A 21,158-nucleotide genomic window follows, 5' to 3' on the forward strand; every position below is an offset into this window, starting at 1 on the left:
GTAATAACCGCGTTGAAACTTAGTATCTCAAGGATACATTGTTTGATTTTAAATCTGATTGTTAGATCAATAATGATTAGATCGTTGGTAGCTAACCAACAACTAAAGTATAACATTTATTTTCAAAAATACAAGGAGGAAATATGGGATGGAGATCAGTAATCATCACGCAACATGCGAAATTAACATATTCGATGCAAATGATGATTGTACAAACACGTGATGGTGTAAACCAAATTCCAATTGAGGATATTAATCTATTGCTTGTTTCAACTACACAGGCAGTGATTACCAGCGCACTCATTAGTAAATTGGCGCAAAATCAAACCAAAGTTATATTTGTTGATGAAAAGGACAATCCGGTAGTTGAAACAGCTGTTTATTATCCGGGAGCCAGAAATATGGCTAAGTTAAAAAAGCAGTTTAATTGGGATGAACATTTAAAAGAAGTACTGTGGACAAAGATAGTTAGTCAAAAGATCAAAAATCAGATTGCAGTTTTAGATAATTATCATTTGAATAAAGATGAAGTTCAAAGTGAACTGGACCAGCTGGAAATTAATGATGAAAGTAACCGAGAGGCAATTGCAGCCCGTAAATACTTTATGCTTTTATTCGATAAGGACTTTGTCAGACGTGATACCAATGCCATTAATGCAGCATTAGATTATGGCTATGCCATTTTGCTTTCTAGTTTTAACCGTGAAATTGCAATGAATGGCTATCTGACCTATTTTGGCATTCACCACTGTTCACAGGAAAATCAGTTTAATTTAGCTTCGGATCTAATGGAACCATTTCGTCCGTTTGTAGATTATTGGGTTAAGGCCCACGAAAAGATTAAGGAATTAACGCCTGATATTAAGTATGGGCTAGTTGAACTTTTAAGTTTAGAAATAAAGTTTAATGATAAAAAGACGCTTTTGACAAATGCTATTACAGTTTATGTACGAGAATGTCTAAAATTTCTAAGTGGGGATAGTAAGGAATTACCTGAAATGGAGATGAGTTTGAACAATGAGGTACCGAATAATGCGCTTAATGATAATGTTTGATTTACCAACAGAAACAGCTGAAGAACGAAAAGAATATCGCCAATTTCATAAAAAGTTGATTAATGAAGGTTTTCTGATGATCCAATTTTCAGTATATGTGAGGGTCTGTGTTACTAGACAAACGGCTAAGTTTTTGGAAAATCGTATTAGAAAGTTTTTACCTCACGGGGGATTAGTACAGTCATTAATGGTTACTGAAAAGCAATATAATGACATGCATTTTTTAGTCGGTAAGCCAATTGACGATGTGCGTAATACATCAGATAGGACGATTATCTTATGATTTTAACTTATGCGACTCATAAAAAATGGGTATTTAAGGATCCTGGAATAAAAGTAATTGGTTTACAAAGTTCAATTGCTTACCGTGATATAATTCAAGGCTTTCAAGGAAAAAATAAGCTGTTAATTTGTTCAGAGGATGATTATAGTCCCCTTGATGTAAGTAAAACTTTTGATTTTATTGGTGATCCAATGCTTAGTGGAGATATTACTAAAAAGTATATGCCCCATATTGTAAGTAGTTATCTGAAAAATTTAGATGAAGAAAATCGCAATAAAGTGATTAAGTCTTTTTATAATTTAGAATCAACCTTGCAAGATTCACTTTTACTTGAAGACTTACCTTTAGCAATTAATTTTGACGAAGATTTAAAGAAATTACTTAAATTTACAGAAATTCATTTAGATAAATCAATGTTGCTCACTCCATATGGTATAATAGAAACAGTTTTAAAAATTCACCAAACGTGTAATTTAAAATCAGTTCCTGTTATTTGTAATGTAGCTCATTACTTGGAAGAACGGGAGTGGCAAGAGTTAGCTAGTCTTGTCACAGAAATGAATTTAATTTTGGTTGTAATTGAATTCACGACAAAAGAAAATTTGGCAATTTCTAAAGACATACCTTTTTACTATATTGATAAGGATCTAATCGATTGGTACTAGCAACAATATTAAAATCAGATTATAAAATATCGGTTTTAGATGATTGTTAGATCAATGATGATTAGAACCTGTCAACGACCCAGACGAAATAGGCAATCGTTTTAGATGATTGTTAGATCAATGATGATTAGAACCTGTTAAATTCAAAATTGGCTTTAGAAACTGTTTTAGATGATTGTTAGATCAATGATGATTAGAACCAAAATGATGCTGCTTTGGATACACAAATAGTTTTAGATGATTGTTAGATCAATGATGATTAGAACCACCAATGATATTTTTTAACGATGAACTCAGTTTTAGATGATTGTTAGATCAATGATGATTAGAACCGTGGTAGTCTTCCAAGAATTATAATCAGCGTTTTAGATGATTGTTAGATCAATGATGATTAGAACTGGCTCAATTGAGGCTAAGGAAAAGTTAGAGTTTTAGATGATTGTTAGATCAATGATGATTAGAACTAGCCTCTGCAAACTGCGTATACAGGTATTGTTTTAGATGATTGTTAGATCAATGATGATTAGAACGAGGCTTGTATTATAGCGCTAGAAAGTGGGGTTTTAGATGATTGTTAGATCAATGATGATTAGAACTAAAAGATTTTTTGAATGGATATTCTAAAAGTTTTAGATGATTGTTAGATCAATGATGATTAGAACTGCTGTTTTGCTTTGTGAGAACTTAGTCCTGTTTTAGATGATTGTTAGATCAATGATGATTAGAACATATTAGCAAGTGTGAATACCTCACACCTAGTTTTAGATGATTGTTAGATCAATGATGATTAGAACAGAAAGTGTTTAAAAATAAAATGTTAAGTTGTTTTAGATGATTGTTAGATCAATGATGATTAGAACTAGAAAACGCAAAGGCGTGGATTAAGTTTTGTTTTAGATGATTGTTAGATCAATGATGATTAGAACATTTTTAGGAGGCTTTAAAATGCAAGTTAAGTTTTAGATGATTGTTAGATCAATGATGATTAGAACATTCATGCACCCAATAATACTTGGCTGTGTGTTTTAGATGATTGTTAGATCAATGATGATTAGAACTGGCGTTACGTATTTTGAAATTAGCCCTAGGTTTTAGATGATTGTTAGATCAATGATGATTAGAACCAAGGTTGTCAGTCGGCTGTTAGATCAGCTGTTTTAGATGATTGTTAGATCAATGATGATTAGAACAATTAGCTTTTTATTTTTAATATAGCCGTAGTTTTAGATGATTGTTAGATCAATGATGATTAGAACCGTTATTTGATTTTTTACAGTGGGGTATATGTTTTAGATGATTGTTAGATCAATGATGATTAGAACATGGAAGCTGGCAGAGCCAGCTGTAACGGCGTTTTAGATGATTGTTAGATCAATGATGATTAGAACATATAATAGACTTGTTAAAAGATAAGAGTTGTTTTAGATGATTGTTAGATCAATGATGATTAGAACTGTAAAAGGGACACAAAAGGGACAAATATAGTTTTAGATGATTGTTAGATCAATGATGATTAGAACAGAAAGTGTTTAAAAATAAAATGTTAAGTTGTTTTAGATGATTGTTAGATCAATGATGATTAGAACCGTTATTTGATTTTTTACAGTGGGGTATATGTTTTAGATGATTGTTAGATCAATGATGATTAGAACAATTAAGTTAGGAGAACGATATGAAGCGTAGTTTTAGATGATTGTTAGATCAATGATGATTAGAACAAGAACACATAGTATTAGTAAAGGGTGTTGGTTTTAGATGATTGTTAGATCAATGATGATTAGAACTGATGAATCTCTTGACCCACAGTCAAGCGCGTTTTAGATGTTTGTTAGATCAATGATGATTAGAACCAACAAAAATGCAAGCTAAAAAATGGGCTAGTTTTAGATGATTGTTAGATCAATGATGATTAGAACAGGATATGCAACAGACTTTGCCAGAAAGACGTTTTAGATGATTGTTGGATCAACGATAATTAAAGCATAATTAATTGGGCTAAAGAAAGCGCAATTTAAAATGAAAAAAATCAGTCAAATTAAAGAAATGGGGCAACTCTAGGGCTGCAATTTGTTCATATGAAAAACATACTAAAAAGTAAGAACAACAAACTATACCTTTTGTCAGTGATCACCGATAACTTGGGCAGCTCTTTAATGTCATTTGCATTGCCGTTGATGGTTCTTGATATTACTAAAAATGGTATTCACTTATCAATAATTTCCATAATTGAAACATTGCCAATTTTGGTTTTAGGTCTTCCGGCAGGTGCTTTAACGGATAAATTAGATGTTAAAAAGATTCTCATTTTTGGTGATTTGATTAGATTAATCAGCTACTTGGTTCTTTCGGTATCATTTGCATTCCAGCTAACGGTGAATTGCATGATTTTAATTATTTATGCGGTATCACTTGTCGTCAGCGTGACAAACACAATTAATACGGTGTCAGAAATTACTTTTGTTTCTTTTTTAGTAGAAAAGAAGGATTTTTCAGAATTAAACAGTCTGGTTTATGGCATACAATATGCAGCTAATTTTGCATTGCCTATTGTAGGCGGAATATTATATCAATATATTTCGCATAGTCTTTTAATTGTTATTTGTGCAATTTTCTACCTAATTAGCCTTTTACTGGAAAAAAGTATCAGCCTGAAAACTAAATCTACTGCTTTTACCGGCTTTACAGCTCTTAAATCTGGACTTAAAACGGTAAAAACAGATATAAAGGAAGGTCTGGAATATACCCTTAATCTTCGTTCTGTTTTGTATCCGTTAATATTAGCTGCACTAGTTAATATTGTGTCAGCTAATTTTGATAATGACAGCCTCATAATATTACGTACGCAATTAAAACTTTCCTCTCAAAACATTGGAATAATTTCAGCGATTGCAGCTGTCAGTGCCTTAATTGGTACTTTGGTGGTCAATTGGTTGAATAGGCACATTAAGTTTAATCTATTGCTTATTCTACTAATTTTTGCAGGTGCTCTTTTTCGTGCCCTTTTTGCGCTGTACCAAAATGTACCAACAATGGTTCTGGCCATTGCGTTTGTTTCTATAATTGAATCAATTATTAATATTAGTATCATCACGAATAGGCAACAGCAAGTTGGACAAAAATATCTTGGGCGGGTTACGAGTATCTATAAAACAGTGCTAATTGGAGTAAACTCTTTGGGCTATCTTTTAGGCGGTCTTGTTGCTAAAAAAATAGGTTCAAGATCTGGCATTGGAGTTTCAGCTATTGAACTTTTGCTAGTTACAGCAATTAGTATTTTTTTACTGGCACCTAAAACAAAGCATGATAACGAGTCTTAGCATCAAAAATTTGGGCAAAAATAGTAAAAAGCAAGAATTTATAGGCAGGTTGGGAAACTATAAATTATTTTTTGTTTATATATGCAGGTCATTTGTTTAAAGTCGCAGATAGATTAATAATGATTATAGTCTGTGACTTAATAAATTAATGAGGAGATATATAAATGACTACAGTGCATAATAATAGTCGTGAAGTTAAACCAGATTGGTCTTCAGTGATTGTGGAAGAAGAGCAAATGCCCTGGTCCCAAAATGGTGCCAAGACCATCTGCGCAAGGTATAAGGATCCAGTTCTTAGAGGCTATTCTGCTGTAATTGTAAAAGATTCAATTAACAGAGAGTTTTCTGAGAATGAAAACTTAATTACACCAGACAGAGTCACAACTATGATTGTCAGGTTTCCCAGATTTATTCTTCCTGAGTGGAATACTCATCGGGTTTTCAGCAGAAACAGTGCCTCTTCTAGAGCCAGAAGTATAAAGACTACCGTCAAGCCAGTAATGAAGCAACCAGTGATTCCACTCTGGACTATTAATCACAAGGGCATGACAGGGCCATTTGCCGATTCGGAAAGGGCGAAGAGATCTACTGCAAATTGGTTGCACTCCCGAGATGAAGCCGTTCTGGGTATGTTTCGACAGCTAATGAATGAAGAAACAGTCCCTTACGATGCTGAAGCTAGTGACTGGGAAAAATTTGCTGACAAGTATGATGAAGCATATAAAAATGATGTAGTTCCAGCTTCGTGGAATGATGCTCATAAACAAGACTGCAACAGATTGATTGAACCATGGATGTGGCATGAAACTCTGGTAACATCAACTTATTGGCAAAATTTTCTGGATTTGAGAATTGCTGCTGGCGTCCAGCCGGAAATGGAAGCTACAGCAATTTTGATAAAAGCGGTTCTTGAAGCAAGTCCCAAGTATGGAACGCTGAAAAAGAGAGTATTGCATGTTCCTTTTATCGAGGTTGAAGAGAATGATCTGTTATCGTGGGAAAGCCTTGAGCCAGTGCTTCTGCAATCGGCTTCAGAATGTGCCAGAATTTCGTATCATGACCGCTCTACAATGAAAAATAGAAACGGCTCAAATTTGGGTAAAAGGTTGCTTGCTGAAAAACATATGAGCCCGTTTGAACATATAGCATGGTCAGCTAAAAGCGGTGACTGGAAAAAAGTTCCCGCATTAAAAGAAAGGATGACGGATTTACTTGAAAAGCATCCTGATTGCCCACCCGACAAGATAACTGGCTCACTGACTTCAAATCTTAGTGAGAGCTGGCTGCAATTTAGAAGAGTCATTGAAAATAGAGAACAGTAAGACAATTAACTGTGTCTAATTACATAAAATTTGCAGAAAGCAAAAGACTAATAGATTGGGTTATCAATACTCAAATTTATTAGTCTTTTTGAATGTAAATATTTAAAAATAGAAGTTAATTCCTTTTTCTGCCTTGTTAAGTATGAGAAGTTTTTGACCAGGACTGATTGCCAACTAAAATTCGTCCTAAAGCTTTATATGGAACTATGGCTAACGACCATCTGTAAAAATCAATCAAAAACAATATTTTTAGCAAATATGAAAATTTTAGCGGTTCATCAAGCTTAGCTTCGCGCCATTGCTTTAGAATTAACAATGTATTTGTCAAATATTCTATTATTAGCAAAATTGCAATAATTGAAATGCTAATCCAGGCATTCGTTTTCATATAAAGCAATAAAACTATAAATGAAATTGCGGATGCTGGTGTTGTGACCATTGAAAATACTGGAATAAGCAGGAAGAGCAGTACAAAAGTTTTAACTATTGAAGGAATAGATTTAGATTTAACAATCTTTTTGCTATATTTGCCTAAACATTGAAAACCGCCTTGGCACCAGCGAGTACGTTGCTTGATCAGCTTTTTATATTTTGTAACTCCCTCTTGTCCAATGCTAACGGTATTTAAGAATGTACCACGGTAACCCTTTAATAAGCCTTTTAAGGAGAATTCGCAATCTTCCAATAATGATGATGACCAGCCAACTTTATTGGTCATTTTTAAGGTCATGAATTGACCATTGCCTGAAGCTAAAGATGAACCCCAATCAGTTCTTGCCATTTGTAAAAGAGAATTATAAATAGTGAATTCAAAATTTTGCATTGCTGCGATATTATGTTCCAGATTATAAATATTTACTCTTGTTTGAAGCAAATCACAATTAGAATGGTTAAAAGCATATACGACTTGCTGTAAGTAATTTGCATCAAAGTGGCTATCAGCATCTATGACGCCAATAATAGTTTTATCTTCAGAATAGTTCATTTTGGCAATGCGTTCAGCTGCTTCTTGTAATGCTGGCCCCTTACCTTGTTGAGCATTAGGCTTTACGCGATGTACAACTATGACATTAGGATGATAAGCATATTTTTGTAATAAAGTGGTTGTTCCATCACTAGAATCATCATCGATAAAGACCAGCTTGAGTTTGATAAAACTATCACATTGTTTTTGCAACTCCATTAAATAAGGTATGTTTTTTCGTAAGGATTGAAATTCATTCATTGCTGGGATTAACAAGAACATAGTATCGAAGTCTCGACAGCGGTCACCATAATGATCTTGCTTAACATTATTGCTAAATGTCAGATAAAGAGTCCAAATTAAATCAAAAATGAACGAACAGCCACCCAAAAATAAAATGATGGCTATTAATAATTTCATTTTATTATCTCCAAGTTATTTATTCCATATTCTAAATATACATCAACTTTATAATAACATGAATTGGTCTAGACGAAAAATATATTCTTTTAAAATTTATAAGTTTAAACTTTAATAAAAAATATATACCCTTATAGGCATTGCTTTAATCACTTAAAACTAAAAATTAAATATGTAAAAAGTATACTATATTATTTTTCATATAGTTTTTTATTGTTGCCAATTCATGAGTGAAGAAAAATATTTTATTGTTATTTTTTAAAAAAGGCATATTATTGTAAACTGTTATTTTATACAGTCTCAAAATATAGTGAAAATGTCATTATGTTTGCAAAAAGTAATTAGCAGGTAAGCTTTTTTAAGTGAACAAAAAAACAAGCAGTTACCTGCTTGTTTTTCAGATGCTTTTACTTGCATAAAAACAATTGGACTTGTTATTCTCCTTTAAAAGCCCCTGCTTCAACTTGACGGATAAAGTCTGCTAAATGCTTGTAGTAAACATCAGGGTTATCGACCATATGATGATGGCCACCATCAGGAGTTGTAACTAAGCGGGAATTCGGAATTTCTTTTTGCATAATTTTAGCCGTAGCGATTGGCATTGTTTCATTTTCACCAAAGGTTAACAAAGTTGGTACTTTAATATTTTTAAGTTGGTCTCTAAAGTGCCAGTCTTTTAGTTTGCCAGTAATCACAAATTCATTGTCACCCTGAAAGGCTTCGTATACAGCAGAACCACCAATATCCTTTAGATGATATAACTTAGACGGCTGTTTGCGGTCAACAAAGTTAATGTTGAGAATGTTGACATCTTCTTGATAGCGGTCATTGCCATAATCGTTATTGTCTTCGCATTCATGCATGAAGTCAATTTCAGTTTGGGGCAAAACTTCTTGGCGACGACGGTTCACGGCTTTAACATAATCATCAATATCGTCCACCATTGAGGAAATAATTGCTCCTTTCAGGTGCTGACCATATTTAACGGCATATTCTTGTACCAGAAGTCCGCCCCAGCTTTGACCAATCAAATAAAAATTGTCTAAACCCAGTTTTTCACGTACCTCGTCAACTTCATCCAGGAAGTATTCATATGTTAGATACTTTTTAGCAATTTCCGGATCAGAATAATCGGGTTGATCGGAATAAAGGGAACCAAGCTGATCATACATCGTTACTTGCACATCCAAGCCCTGCTTTTTTAATTGATCGGCAGTATCTTCCCAATATTCATGGTTTCCTCCGGGGCCTCCATGTAGAGCCAGTAAATGAATTTTGCCTTGACCCTGAGTGTTTGTCCATAAATGATAGCCATTATCCAGCGTAATAATTTTGGTACCTGTTTTCATATTTTTCTCCTTTAATTGTTATCAACTAGTTTCTATTTTAGCTCATTATAATAGAAAGAAAAACCAATCCCAAAAATGAAAATTAATTTAAGGTAATGCCTAAAATTAAGCGATTACATGTTACAATTAGTTTAGTATGTTAGATGAAGATTAAGGAGAACAAAAATTGCTGAACCCAAATGGTTAAAAGACATGGATGCTAGCGAGTATTTAAAAGAAGATGCTGAAGCAGAAACTGAGTCTGATGCAGCAACAGGTGCTTCTCAAAACTAGAAATAAATTGAATATTAATAAGCAGTAGTTAGACGGGTTCTAACTACTTTTTTGTTATACTGATAATAGGTGAGCTTATAAACACAGTTGAAGTAAGCTTATGGGAGGAATTAAATGTTTTAGCTATATTTGGTAATAATTAAGGTAGTTAATATGAAATTTCTTAAAAAGTATTGACTACAGTAAAATAGAATAAATTGTTTTTTATAGAGGTAATTATGTCATGACTTTTTACACACTTAAATATATTGAGCAAAATCAAAATACAAGTAAAACCATTCTCTATGTACTGATTGCGGTTGCGGCTTTAACGATGATTGCTTTTACAGTTCTTTATCTCAGGCATAGATTCGATACGCGCTACCGAGACCTGGGTATTATTGCACTTTTGTTTTTGCTTTTATTTATGGGAACTCAATACGAAAAATACGTGCAAACCAATGTGGTAAAATCCCAATCCGAGCAGATTGCGCCTTTTATTAAATCAGTTGCTAAAGATCATAAGGTTCCGGTTTCGGACGTCATGGTCAGTTCTACAACTTTGCAAAACGGTCTAATTGTCAGAATTGATTCCAAAGATATTGACTATCAACTGGAACTAAATGATGATAACAATTCATATTCTTTAAAGCAGGCTCACGTGATTAACCACACGGTCGACGTAAAGAATTAGGAGGAAAATAATAATGAATTATACGCAGCTTTTTATTAAATTCGTATTAGGTGTGTTAACTTTAATTTTTCAAATAAATGTGTTTGGCAAGAGCAATATTGCTCCCACAACGGCTCTGGATCAACTGCAAAATTATGTTTTGGGTGGTATTATAGGAGGCGTTATTTATAATGCCAATATTTCCGTATTACAGTTTCTGCTGGTTTTGATTGTCTGGACTTTAGTTGTGTTTATCTTGAAATTTGCCAGGGAGCACAGCAATTTTATCCGCAGTTTGATTGATGGCAAACCAATTCAAATAATTAAAAATGGTCAAGTTTTGCCTCGAAATTGTTTATCTGCTGGGCTTTCAGCTAATGAATTAATGTTTAAATTGCGCAGTCAAGGAATTTATTCTGTTGATAAAGTGAAAAACTGTATTTTTGAAAAGAACGGTCAATTAACGGTAATTAAAAAAGATGAAAAGAATGTGCGTTTTCCGTTAATTAATGATGGTCAAATCAACCAAGATGTGCTTGAATCTATTAATAAGGATGAAGATTGGCTAAAAGAGCAGGTCAAACAAGCTGGTTATGATGATACTAGTGACATTTTCTTAGGAGAATTTGAAGATGGCCAAGTTTCATTTACTGGTTACAATCAAAAATAGAAAAGGTAATTAAATGGAAAATTTGAATAAGGCACGACAGTTAGTGCAAAAGGCTGACACTGTGATAGTGGTAGCCGGTAATGGCTTAGCCAAAACCGAAGGACTTGACCTTTTGGGTCAGGAAGATTTTGAGCGTGATTTTCCCACTATTGTTCAAAAATATGATGTTCACTCAGTAGGATATGCTCTTGATGAGCATAAGCTTTCATGGGCTGAAAAATGGCAGTTATGGTCAAAGCTTATTCAAAGGTATTCACTTGATTATCATCCTAGTAAAACATTGCAAAAACTGAAGCAGTTAATTGATAACAAGCAGTATTTTATTGCTACCTCAGCATTTGGTCACTTTTTTGAAACTGCCGGCTTTAATGAAAAACGCATTTTTAATGTGTTTGGCGACTGGACTAAGGCGCAGTGTTCCAGCGGCATCAATCATGGGCTTAGGGATTGTCAGTCTGTCGTTCAAAAGATTGCTGGGGGAAAGCCTGATACCAACATAGAAGAATTGGTACCAAAATGTGATGTATGTGGTCAGCCATTGGAAATACATATGCCACTTAATGAGCACTTTTATCCAGATACTGAAGCTAACACTCGTTTCCGCTGGTTTTTAACCGGTAATGAAGATAAAAATACTGTTTTTTTGGAATTAGGAGTTGACGAAACGAGCCCGCAATTACGGGAACCAATTGAACATTTGGTAGCAGAATTTCCGCAATGGTCCTATGTGGCTGCTGACTTCAAGCAGGAAAATTTATTACCGGAAATTCAGGAACGCAGCGCCGGTACAAATGCAGATACAGCAAGTTTAATCAATAATTTGGTGATGGAGTAGCTGATTTCAATGAGTATTTACGTAAAAAATGGCGTACTGCATGTTTCTGGGGTTCAAGATAAGATCCGGGGCAAGGGTCAGGAATGGCCTGACTTCATTTCCGACTACACTATGCTCGATATTGAAACTACGGGCTTAAACCCATATCGTGATCATGTAACTGAACTTGGTGCAGTTAAAGTGCGTGCTAACAAAGTGGTAGATGAGTTTAGTCAACTGGTTGTTTATCCACGGTCAAATCATGTGCCGAGTTTTATCACTAAGTTAAATGGTATTACTGAAGAACTGCTTTTTAAAGAAGGAAAACCAGTAAAAGAGGCAATGACGGCTTTTCGCAAGTTTATTGGTTACGATATTATCATTGGCTATAACATCAATTTCGATCTCAATTTTTTATATGATTTAGCACGAAAATTTCATTTGCCGGAGCTTAGTAACGATTATGTCGATGTGTTGCGTTTAGCTCGAGTATATTATCCGCAGCAGCACAATCGCTTGCTTGACTGCATTCAGCGCGCAGGCATTGCACAAGTAGAACAGCATCATGGTCTGGAAGATTCCCTTGATACTAAAAAAGTTTATGATGATTTTCGCCAGCATTTTACGCCTGAACTATTGCAAAAAGCACAAGGCAAACTGAAAAACATTGATTTGCTGGAGGAAGAACTGGAAGTCTGGGAATTAGGATTTCGTAATCCGGTTAATAATAAAAAGATTGCTTTTGCTCCTGAGGTGGAAATAAACGGCACTGAAGCCTCTCAAATGGTTAATAATATGAATGGCATAGCTCAAAACGGTGTCAAAGCTGATACAGATTATTTAATTATGAGTGATGATGGTTTTTTCAGTAAAAATAATCCGGAAACATTAAAGGCAAGAGAATTTAATCATGCAGGCAGCAAGATTAAGCGCTTGTCTGAAAGCTATTTTTTGAATATGCTGGATGAATGGGCCAGAAGTTAAAATTAGAGGCAAGGGATCATTGACCTTGCTTTTTTATTGTTCCTGTTGCAAACAACAGTTCGATTAGCTATACTTAATTATTATTAAAAAGGAGCAATGTGAATGGCACGCAGGAGGAGCAGACGAAAAACTAAAACAACTAATGGAGATTTTTGGGCAATAGTCATTATTATCTTGTTCTTGTTGTGGTTTGTTTCTACTAAAGGTGGCTCAGACCCAAGCGGACACCAGACAATGAACAGGATCACGCGCAGTGACCGCCAGAAAAGCAATCAAATTGATAAGGCCAAGCCTGCTGCTAAAGTATACGGTGGCTTGTCGCATGAAGACTACCAAAAACTGGCTAATTTAAACTTTAAAAGTGGAAGTTCTTCTTATATTACTGTTAATAATGACCATTCCACGTTAATTAAAAATGCCTGGCGCGTTAATCGGGTTATTTATTCTGATTTGGATAGTTTAAATCGTACATCTCATTCGAATACAGCCTTTTTACAAAAGCGCAATGTTGCTAACGATAGTTTGAGGGTTCGCCAATTCGTTGAACCGACTGGTTGGCATTATAACCGGCGCAATGGCACACAAATTTATAATCGTGGACACCTCATTGCGTATTCAGTTTCTGCCGGTATTGACTTTGAAGGCAACTTCAATCCCCGCAATCATTCAGGTGATCAAAATAACCCTAAAAATTTGTTCACACAGTCTGCTTTTTCCAATCAAAGAATTCAAACAATGTTTGAAAGCCGTATTCGTGTTGCTTTAAGGCAAAATAAAAAAGTGATTTATCAAGCTACGCCAATTTTTCGAGGAGAGGAATTAATGGCACGTGGTATTAACTTGCAGGCAGTCTCAACTGACGGAGAACTTGATTTTAATGTTTATCTGTTTAACGTTCAGCCTGGTTATTCCTTTAACTATAATAACGGACGAGCTAAAGTGAATCATGAGATTTTTGTGAAAGATAATTATTAACCAGTAGTTGCTGACAAAATCAGCTTTAAAGAATAACCAAATGTTCGGATAAAATAATAGTTAATATATACAGAGATTAAAAAGAGTGGTAGTAACATTTACTGCCGCTTTTTTCTTAAGGCAAAACTTTAAAAAGAGAACAATAAAAGCAATTTCTGGATAATAATTAGCAATTTACACAATAAATACGAATAATTAACTTAAAAACTTGATTATGATAAGATAATTACGAATTTTAATTAAGCAAATTAGGTTGTGTTCTGACTTTTTTTATCATAAAATTAAGAGAGTAAAAATGAAAAATAAAGATTATAGTGGTGCGATTTAATGGATAACAATAAATTTGTTGAAGTGAAAAACCTGCGAAAAGTTTATGACAATGGTCATGAAGCTATAAAAAACGTCAGCTTTTCTGTTAAAAAGGGAGACTTAGTGTGTTTATTAGGGCCATCTGGCTGTGGAAAGACAACTATTTTAAATATACTGGCTGGCCTATTGAATCCCACAGAAGGAGACATCTTATTTAATGGCAAGTCGGTGGTAAAAGTTGCACCTAAGGATCGCCATATTGGCTATGTTTTTCAAAACTATGCATTATATCCTCATATGACTGTTTTGCAAAACGTAATGTTTCCGCTGATTGTAGGGGCTAACAAAAAGCCTAAAGCAGAAGCCAAAAAGATTGCCACCAAATATATGGAATTAACGCAGATTACTGAACTGGCTGATCAAAAGCCGGGCAATTTATCTGGTGGTCAGCAACAAAGGGTGGCAATTGCTCGTGCCTTGGTGCAAGAACCGCAGATTCTGCTCATGGATGAACCTTTGAGCAATTTGGATGCCAGATTGCGTTTAAAGATTCGTGAGGAAATTCGTTCATTAGTCAAATCTGTTGGCATTACCACGCTTTTTGTCACTCATGACCAGGAAGAAGCATTGTCTATTGGTGATAAAATCATCCTCTTTAATGATGGTGTTATACAACAAGATGATTTAGGCCAAAACTTTTATTTAGAACCTAATAATTATTTTGTAGCCAATTTCGTCGGCAATCCAGTAATTGATAATTTTAAAATAACTAAAACTGCAAATGAATTAAAGTCAAGTCAATTTACGATAGATCTTGCTGATCTGGAGGAGTCTCGTTTTAAACGGGAATTACCAGACGGTGAGTATATCTTGTCTATTCGACCCGAAAATATTGTTCCTGACCCTGATGGTCTTTTTGAGACCACGGTGGATGATATTGAATTAATTGGACGTGAACGTATTCTGAAATTTACATTTGATAATGAGCAGGTTCGTTCACTAATTAACCTTGAAACTCCAATTAAGAGAGGCGATCAAGTTAAACTTAAAATGCGATTTAATCGGGTATTTCTTTTTACACCTGAAGGAGAGCGAGTTTACTAATGAAGACAAATCAAAAGAAGGCTTGGCTTTTTTTAGCACCAACTATTATTTTTGTCACTCTGTTTAGTATTTATCCTATTTTGCGTGCATTTGGCATGAGCTTTCAGGGTGGGTCCTTAATTGACTTACACTGGAATGGTTTAAGCAATTATCAGTATATTTTCAATGATCCGGAATTTTGGCTGGCTATCAAGAATACGGTTCTCTATGCAATTATTTCAGTACCAATCGGCTTAATTATTTCAATTATGCTGGCGTGGATAATTTTTGACAAGGTAAAGCATAAGTCATTCTTTGAAACAACGTTTTTCATGCCATATGTTACTTCAACAATTGCCATAGGAATTGTTTTCCGTTATATCTTTAATGGTGATTACGGGATGCTGAACTTTTTGCTTAGATGTTTGCATCTGCCAGCTCCTGACTGGATTGATGACCCAGCAATGTCTTTAACTACCATTATTGTCTTTGGTATTTGGTCGTCACTGGCTTTTAACATTGTCATATTAATGGGGGCACTGCGTAATATTGATCCGAATTTTTATACAATTGCTGATATGTACGGTGCTAGCGGGCGCGATAAGTTTTGGCGCATTACTATGCCAGAGCTGGTTCCTACTATTGCTTTTCTGCTAACAATGAATGTGATTGGGGCCTTTAAAATCTATACTTCTGTATACGCACTCTTTAACGGGCAAGCCGGAGTGGGTAATTCGGGAACAACTGCCGTGTTCTACATTTACAATAAGTTCCAAATTGTCGGCACTCCGGGAGTTGCGATGGCGGCAACGGTAATTTTGTTCTTGATTATTCTGTTTGCAACCTTCTTGCAACGGAAAATGATGAAGAAGATAGGAGAGAATTAAATGAAACGAATTCGGCTAGGAGTTTTATTCAGTTACATTATTTTATTTATCTTTGCCATCATTACTGTTTTCCCATTCATTTACATGATTTTAGGCGGTTTGATGAGCTTTCAGGAAACAACTTCTATTCCGCCGACACTAGTTCCCCACCATTTTGAGTGGTCTAACTACGCCAAAGTATTCGCTCGTGCGCCTTTTGGCCGCTACTTCTTCAATACGGTTTTAACAGCTAGCGTCACCACGATTGTCAGTCTGTTTAACTCATTACTCGGCGCTTTTGCCATGGTTAACTTGCGCTTTAAGGGCAAGGGCTTAATTCAAATGGTGCTTTTGTCATTATTAATGGTACCTGGTGAAGCAATTATTTTTACTAACTACAACACAATTGCTCATATGGGTTTACTTAACACTTATGTAGGACTGGTTTTGCCATTCTTGACTTCGATTTTCTACATGTATTATTTACAAAGCTATTTTGGTTCAATCTCAGATACGATTTATAAAGCAGCTATGATTGATGGCGCCAGCGATTGGGACTATATTTGGAAAATTCTAGTACCGATGTCAAAAGGTGGCTTGTTTACAGTTGGTCTTTTAAGTTTCATCTCTGGCTGGAATTCATTTCTCTGGCCATTACTGGTTACAAATGAAGATACCATGCGCTTGCTGAATAATGGTTTATCGGCCTTTGCGTCTGATGCCGGTAGTGAAACGCAATTGCAACTAGCTGCTGCTACCCTGACTGTTTTACCAATTTTAATCTTGTACTTAATCTTTAGAAAACAGATTATCAAGGGGGTGGTTCGCAATGACCTTAAAGGATAGAACTACCATCACGTTTTACAATGGTTTGAATACTATTGGTGGACCAATGATTGAGGTGGCATGTCACAAATCGCACATTTTATTTGATTTAGGTGAAGTTTACCGACCTGAGCTCAATTTGCCTGACGAGAAATATCAGACTTTAGTGCAAAATGAACTGATTGGTGATGTACCGAACTTTTATGATCCCGAATTAACTGGCCAGCCACTTGATCATGACCGGTGGGAGCATGCTGCAGCTTACATGTCTCACCTGCACCTTGATCACAGCAAAGCCATGAATTTCTTGGCTCCAGAAATACCTTTGTATGCAGGGCCGATAACAGCTAAGATGCTGCCTGCTTTAAATGAAAAAGGAGACTTTCTGCTGCCGGCTGCAGATCATGAAGCAAGTTATACACGCCCAATTATCGCAGCAGACTATCAAAAACCAATAGAAGTGGGCGATATAACGATGACGGTGTGGCCCAGTGATCATGATGCGTATGGCGCTACTGGTCTGATAGTTAGAACACCGGATTTGGCAATTGCCTATACTGGTGATATTCGACTGCATGGGTATCATCCTGATTGGGTTAAAAAATTTTTAGCAGCAGCCAAAGACTGTGATGTTTTAATTACTGAAGCAACCGGATTTTCTTGGCCAGAAGAAAAGCATGAAGAAAATAGCGAAGAATTTACTGGTCCTAAAAATGAGGATGAATTGACTGCCAAATTTGTACAGTTGCAAAATGACAATGCCAAACGGCAAATTACTTTCAATACATATCCCACCAACGTTGAGCGGCTATTGCGCATTATTTCTGATTCACCGCGTAAAGTTGTTTTGCATGCCGCAAGAGCTCATCTGCTCAAGGAAAGTTTAGATAAGGACTTTCCTTATTATTACTTGCCAGGGGAGCAGAAATTCGTTGATCTGAAACCGGAACTAGCTGTTCATTACGATGATCTGCTAAATGATGATCACGAATTCCTCTGGCAAGCAGTTGCTGATTTCGACCACTTGCAAAAAGGTGGTTTGTATATTCACTCTAATGCAGAGCCATTAGGAGATTTTGACCCAGCATACAAGCCTTTTATGCAAAATCTCGCTGAGCAAAATATTGAAGTTCAGACGTTGCGTTGTTCTGGTCACGCTGACGAGCAAGAACTAAAACAAATTATTGCTTGGGTTCAACCACCAACACTTATTCCTGTGCACACATTGCATCCGGAGCTGGTGGAAAACCCTTATGGTAACAGGATTTTACCAAAACGTAACCAAACAATTGCGTTTTGATTAATCAAAAAAATGTTGTTTAGTTTTTATATTTGGGAGGTTTAACCAAATGAAGTTTAGTAAAAAGTTAGCCGCTGCGTTTGCTGTTGGTTTAACTCTTGTTGGTACTGCAGCTTGTTCAAATGGCGGAAGCAATTCTAATTCTTCCTCATCTTCAAGTTCAGAAAAAATTGCCAAAGTCAAAAAGACAACCAATATTGTTTTTTGGCATGGTATGACAGGTGTGCAACAATCGACTTTGAAAAAATTGACACAGGAATTTGAAAGCAAAAATCCTAAAATCAAGGTCAAGTTGGAGAATCAAGGTGCTTATAATGACTTACAAGCCAAAATTAATTCAACTTTGCAATCGCCTAATAACTTGCCAACTATTACTCAGGCATATCCTGACTGGCTCTTTAATGCTGCTAGCAAAAACATGCTGGTTGATTTAAAGCCATACATTAATAGTAAAGAAGTTGGTTGGGGCAGCAGTGAAGCTTCTAATATCAAGAGTGCACTTCTCGATGGTGCTAAGATTAATGGCAAACAATACGGTATTCCTTTTAACAAATCAATTGAAGTTTTGACTTATAACGCAGACTTGTTAAAGAAATATGGTATTAAAAAAGCTCCTGCAACAATGGATGAATTGAAGAAAGATTCACAAATCATCTACAAAAAGAGTAATCATAAAGTTGTTGGAGCCGGTTTTGACTCATTATCAAACTACTACACTTTAGGCATGAAGAACGAAGGCGTTGACTTCTCAAGTAAAATTGACTTTGCCGGCGATACTTCAAAGAAGGTTATTAATTTTTATGCAGATGGAATCAAAGATGGCTACTTCAGAGTAGCTGGTTCAGAACACTATCTGTCTGGACCATTTGCTAACCAAAAGGTAGCAATGTACATTGGTACTTCTGCTGGTGAAGGCTTTGTTAAACAAGGTGTAGGCAACAAGTTCACTTACGATGTTGCACCTCGTCCAGGTAAATACACTATGTCACAAGGTACTGATATTTACATGTTCAAGCATGCTTCAGCTGACCAAAAGTCTGCAGCATTTACTTACATTAAGTTCTTGACCTCAAAAGCAAGTCAACTTGAATGGGCAAATGCTACTGGTTACATTCCTGTTAACCAGAGTGCTGCTGATTCAGCTGAATACAAGGATACTAAAAAGCTTAAATTGCCAGCTAAACTTGAAGATGCAATGGCAAACTTATACAGTGTGCCAATTATCAAAAATGCTGGTGCTGCATACGGCAATTTGAATCCAGTTATGCAAAATATTTTAGCTGCTGCTCAAAAGAAGCAAAATGTTGATGACGCTATTAAATCGGGCAAAACAAAATTTGATGCTGCTTGGAAGCAATAAAAACTAAATAGCAATTTTTATTAAAGAGCTTGTCAATAATAGGCAAGTTCTTTTTTATGCCCAAAATGGAACAAAATAAAGGTCATCTGGAAAATGTTCGGAATGTAGCTAACTATAATGATAAATAAAGTAAAATATACAAATAAAGCCGAATTTTTGTGCCTAAATTTATTGTAATCTTGCATTATTTGCTATACAATAAATGAGTATTAATGCTCAAACTATCACTATTGAGCACTTAAAAAATTTTGGAGGAAAAAAGATATCATGAATTTCGGTAAAAAGTTGGCAGCTGTTGCGGCAGCCGGCTTGGCATTAATTGGAACTGCAGCTTGTTCAAAAAGTGGCAGTTCATCATCCTCAAGTTCTAAAATACCAAAAGTAACTCAAAAAACTACAGTTGTTTTTTGGCATGGGATGCAGGGTTCTCAGGAAAAAACACTGAAAAGTTTAGCTCAGGATTTTGAAAATAAAAATCCTAAAATAAAAATCAAGCTTGAACAACAAGGTGATTACGATAACTTGCAGTCAAAAATAACTTCGACTCTGCAATCACCTAAAAATTTACCAACAATCACTCAGGCTTATCCAGGTTGGCTTGAAAGTGCCTCTAAGAATAAGATGTTGGTTGACCTTAAACCATACATTAATGATAAAAATGTAGGTTGGGGCAGTGCCTCAGCATCTGGTATTAAGGAAGACATGCTAAATGGTGCGCAAATTAAGGGCACCCAATACGGTATTCCTTTTAACAAGTCAATTGAAGTTTTAATTTATAACCCAAAGATGTTTAAGGAATATGGCATTACCAAAGTTCCTGCAACAATGGCTGAGGTTAAGAAGGCTGCACAGACTATTTATCAAAAGAGTAACCATCAAGTAGTTGGTGCAGGCTTTGATGATCTTGATAACTACTACGTTTTGGGTATGAAGAACCAGGGTGAAAATTTCTCCAGTAAAATTGACTTTACTGGTGCTAAATCCAGAAAGTTGCTCAATTACTTTATCGACGGGGAAAAAGCAGGTTACTTTAGAATGCCAGGTTCTGATAAATACTTGTACATTCCGTTTACTAACAAAAAATTGGCAATGTTTGTTACATCTTCATCAACTGAAACATGGATCAAACAGGCAGCTAAGAAAGGCTTCAATTATGAAGTTACAGCTCGGCCAAGCAAATATACAATGTCACAGGGTACCGACATTTATATGTTCAGCCACGCCAGTGCGATGCAGAAAGCTGCTGCTTTCAAATTTATGAAATATCTTTCTTCTAAAGATAGTCAAATTAAGTGGGCTAAAGAAACCGGCTATATTCCGGTTAATGAAAGTGCCACAAAATCTGACGAATATAAGTCGAATAAAGACTTTAAACTGCCGGCCAAATTAGAAGACATTCTTAATGCCAACTCACTTTACAGTGTTCCCGTCATCAAGGACTCTAGTGCTACATTTAGTCAATTAACCCCAATTATGCAATCAATCTTATCGGCTGCACAAAAGAACCGTAATGTTGAAAAAACCATTACAACAGGTAAAAATAAATTTGATGCAGCTTGGAAACAATAGAAAAGTGATAAAAAATTTAAAAAACAGGTCTTGACCTGTTTTTTTATTTGTCGTTTTTCTCTTCAATGGTAAGATAATATTGGCATATAAAAGCTGGTAGCTA

18 protein-coding genes and 1 CRISPR repeat array are annotated in these 21,158 nt (G+C 35.4%); of the genes, 16 read left to right on the top strand and 2 right to left on the bottom strand.

All coding sequences use genetic code 11. The features are described 5' to 3' along the window. The first annotated feature begins 143 nt into the window (after positions 1 to 143). The 5 genes from cas1 (at position 144) to DKL58_RS01590 (ending at position 6,642) form a co-directional block, all read left to right on the top strand. Entirely contained in the window at positions 144 to 1,055 is a 912-nt protein-coding gene (gene cas1 / locus DKL58_RS01570; protein ID WP_109585853.1) for a type II CRISPR-associated endonuclease Cas1, read from the top strand. Further along, positions 1,033 to 1,338, top strand: a complete 306-nt coding sequence (cas2, locus tag DKL58_RS01575; RefSeq protein ID WP_109585854.1) for a CRISPR-associated endonuclease Cas2 — start codon at positions 1,033 to 1,035, stop codon at positions 1,336 to 1,338. The genes cas1 and cas2 overlap by 23 nt, the downstream gene beginning before the upstream one ends. Next, positions 1,335 to 2,003, top strand: coding sequence for a type II-A CRISPR-associated protein Csn2 (csn2, locus tag DKL58_RS01580; RefSeq protein WP_109585855.1), 669 nt, complete (start codon positions 1,335 to 1,337; stop codon positions 2,001 to 2,003). The genes cas2 and csn2 overlap by 4 nt, the downstream gene beginning before the upstream one ends. A gap of 32 nt (positions 2,004 to 2,035) precedes the next feature. Further along, positions 2,036 to 3,985: direct repeats of the CRISPR family, unit length 36 nt; unit sequence GTTTTAGATGATTGTTAGATCAATGATGATTAGAAC. A gap of 93 nt (positions 3,986 to 4,078) precedes the next feature. Then, positions 4,079 to 5,320, top strand: coding sequence for an MFS transporter (locus DKL58_RS01585; RefSeq protein ID WP_109585856.1), 1,242 nt, complete (start codon positions 4,079 to 4,081; stop codon positions 5,318 to 5,320). A 164-nt stretch (positions 5,321 to 5,484) separates the two neighbouring features. Continuing rightward, on the top strand, positions 5,485 to 6,642 hold the full coding sequence (locus DKL58_RS01590) for an FAD-dependent thymidylate synthase (RefSeq protein WP_162542314.1): 1,158 nt from the start codon (positions 5,485 to 5,487) through the stop codon (positions 6,640 to 6,642). 136 nt (positions 6,643 to 6,778) lie between these two features. Here the strand turns inward: DKL58_RS01590 and DKL58_RS01595 are convergent, their stop codons facing one another. Beyond that, a complete protein-coding gene (locus tag DKL58_RS01595) occupies positions 6,779 to 8,026 on the bottom strand; it encodes a glycosyltransferase family 2 protein (protein ID WP_109585857.1) in 1,248 nt (415 codons plus the stop codon). A gap of 434 nt (positions 8,027 to 8,460) precedes the next feature. Next, positions 8,461 to 9,375 carry a proline-specific peptidase family protein gene (locus DKL58_RS01600; RefSeq protein ID WP_109585858.1) on the bottom strand — a complete coding sequence of 305 codons (915 nt, stop codon included), beginning with the start codon at positions 9,373 to 9,375 and terminating at the stop codon, positions 8,461 to 8,463. A 496-nt stretch (positions 9,376 to 9,871) separates the two neighbouring features. Between DKL58_RS01600 and DKL58_RS01610 the strand changes: the two genes are divergently transcribed. The 11 genes from DKL58_RS01610 to DKL58_RS01660 all read left to right on the top strand — a co-directional run bounded on the left by DKL58_RS01610 (position 9,872) and on the right by DKL58_RS01660 (position 21,055). Continuing rightward, positions 9,872 to 10,321: a DUF3290 domain-containing protein gene (locus tag DKL58_RS01610; protein ID WP_109585859.1), complete on the top strand. Its 450-nt coding sequence runs from the start codon at positions 9,872 to 9,874 to the stop codon at positions 10,319 to 10,321. Positions 10,322 to 10,334: 13 nt separating this feature from the next. Next, positions 10,335 to 10,970 carry a DUF421 domain-containing protein gene (locus tag DKL58_RS01615; protein ID WP_187160932.1) on the top strand — a complete coding sequence of 212 codons (636 nt, stop codon included), beginning with the start codon at positions 10,335 to 10,337 and terminating at the stop codon, positions 10,968 to 10,970. 13 nt (positions 10,971 to 10,983) lie between these two features. After that, positions 10,984 to 11,805, top strand: a complete 822-nt coding sequence (locus DKL58_RS01620) for an SIR2 family NAD-dependent protein deacylase (protein ID WP_109585861.1) — start codon at positions 10,984 to 10,986, stop codon at positions 11,803 to 11,805. Positions 11,806 to 11,814: 9 nt separating this feature from the next. Continuing rightward, a complete protein-coding gene (locus DKL58_RS01625; RefSeq protein ID WP_109585862.1) occupies positions 11,815 to 12,768 on the top strand; it encodes an exonuclease domain-containing protein in 954 nt (317 codons plus the stop codon). 102 nt (positions 12,769 to 12,870) lie between these two features. Beyond that, positions 12,871 to 13,743: a DNA/RNA non-specific endonuclease gene (locus DKL58_RS01630; RefSeq protein WP_109585863.1), complete on the top strand. Its 873-nt coding sequence runs from the start codon at positions 12,871 to 12,873 to the stop codon at positions 13,741 to 13,743. Between the two features lie 327 nt (positions 13,744 to 14,070). After that, positions 14,071 to 15,156 carry an ABC transporter ATP-binding protein gene (locus DKL58_RS01635; protein WP_109585864.1) on the top strand — a complete coding sequence of 362 codons (1,086 nt, stop codon included), beginning with the start codon at positions 14,071 to 14,073 and terminating at the stop codon, positions 15,154 to 15,156. After that, the gene (locus DKL58_RS01640) at positions 15,156 to 16,022 is read left to right on the top strand and encodes a carbohydrate ABC transporter permease (RefSeq protein WP_109585865.1); all 867 of its coding nucleotides are present in this window, start codon (positions 15,156 to 15,158) and stop codon (positions 16,020 to 16,022) included. The genes DKL58_RS01635 and DKL58_RS01640 overlap by 1 nt, the downstream gene beginning before the upstream one ends. Continuing rightward, on the top strand, positions 16,023 to 16,847 hold the full coding sequence (locus DKL58_RS01645) for a carbohydrate ABC transporter permease (protein ID WP_109585866.1): 825 nt from the start codon (positions 16,023 to 16,025) through the stop codon (positions 16,845 to 16,847). Continuing rightward, the gene (locus tag DKL58_RS01650; RefSeq protein ID WP_109585867.1) at positions 16,831 to 18,126 is read left to right on the top strand and encodes an MBL fold metallo-hydrolase; all 1,296 of its coding nucleotides are present in this window, start codon (positions 16,831 to 16,833) and stop codon (positions 18,124 to 18,126) included. The genes DKL58_RS01645 and DKL58_RS01650 overlap by 17 nt, the downstream gene beginning before the upstream one ends. 49 nt (positions 18,127 to 18,175) lie before the next feature. Next, positions 18,176 to 19,486, top strand: a complete 1,311-nt coding sequence (locus DKL58_RS01655; RefSeq protein WP_109585868.1) for an extracellular solute-binding protein — start codon at positions 18,176 to 18,178, stop codon at positions 19,484 to 19,486. A 267-nt stretch (positions 19,487 to 19,753) separates the two neighbouring features. Continuing rightward, entirely contained in the window at positions 19,754 to 21,055 is a 1,302-nt protein-coding gene (locus DKL58_RS01660; RefSeq protein ID WP_109585869.1) for an extracellular solute-binding protein, read from the top strand. Positions 21,056 to 21,158: the final 103 nt, after the last annotated feature.

The organism is Lactobacillus kullabergensis (assembly GCF_003151025.1).
Classification (GTDB): Bacteria; Bacillota; Bacilli; order Lactobacillales; family Lactobacillaceae; genus Lactobacillus; species Lactobacillus kullabergensis.